Consider the following 1057-nt stretch of genomic DNA (forward strand, 5'->3'; position numbering starts at 1 on the left):
GGTAAGGTTCCTCGCGTATCATCGAATTAAACCACATGTTCCTCCGCTTGTGCGGGCCCCCGTCAATTCCTTTGAGTTTCACCGTTGCCGGCGTACTCCCCAGGTGGAATGCTTAACGCTTTCGCTTGGCCACGGACAATATATCGCCCATAGCGAGCATTCATCGTTTACCGTGCGGACTACCAGGGTATCTAATCCTGTTTGATACCCGCACTTTCGAGCCTCAGCGTCAGTGCTGCCCCGGCACAATGCCTTCGCGATCGGAGTTCTTCGTGATATCTAAGCATTTCACCGCTACACCACGAATTCCATGTGCCCTGTGCAGACTCAAGGCTTACAGTTTCAACGGCTGGCCACGGTTGAGCCGTGACATTTGACCGCTGACTTAAAAGCCCGCCTACGCTCCCTTTAAACCCAATAAATCCGGATAACGCTCGCATCTTCCGTATTACCGCGGCTGCTGGCACGGAATTAGCCGATGCTTATTCATAAGGTACATACAAAACACCACGCGTGGCGAACTTTATTCCCTTATAAAAGAAGTTTACAACCCGTAGGGCCGTCGTCCTTCACGCTACTTGGCTGGTTCAGGCTCTCGCCCATTGACCAATATTCCTCACTGCTGCCTCCCGTAGGAGTTTGGACCGTGTCTCAGTTCCAATGTGGGGGACCTTCCTCTCAGAACCCCTACCCATCGTTGCCTTGGTGGGCCGTTACCCCGCCAACTAGCTAATGGGACGCATCCCCATCCTTTACCAATCAATCTTTATTTGTCGCTCCCATGCGGAAAGACAAACACATCCGGTATTAAACTCCCTTTCAGGAGACTATCCCGGAGTAAAGGGCAGGTTGGATACGCGTTACTCACCCGTGCGCCGGTCGCCATCAAACCCAGCAAAGCTGGGTCCATGCTGCCCCTCGACTTGCATGTGTTAAGCCTGTAGCTAGCGTTCATCCTGAGCCAGGATCAAACTCTTCATTGTAGAATATCTTTGGCCTTCACCCCATAAGGGAAAGGCATCTGTTCTGTTTCCGGACTCCCTGAACTTACCCGTTT

Annotated in this window: 1 rRNA gene; it reads right to left on the minus strand. The window is 52.2% G+C overall.

Annotated features, from left to right (window positions below):
- Positions 1-983 (minus strand): 16S ribosomal RNA (locus HMPREF9441_RS05835); the annotation flags it as partial.
- Positions 984-1057: the final 74 nt, after the last annotated feature.

This window comes from Paraprevotella clara YIT 11840, assembly GCF_000233955.1.
Taxonomy (GTDB): Bacteria; Bacteroidota; Bacteroidia; order Bacteroidales; family Bacteroidaceae; genus Paraprevotella; species Paraprevotella clara.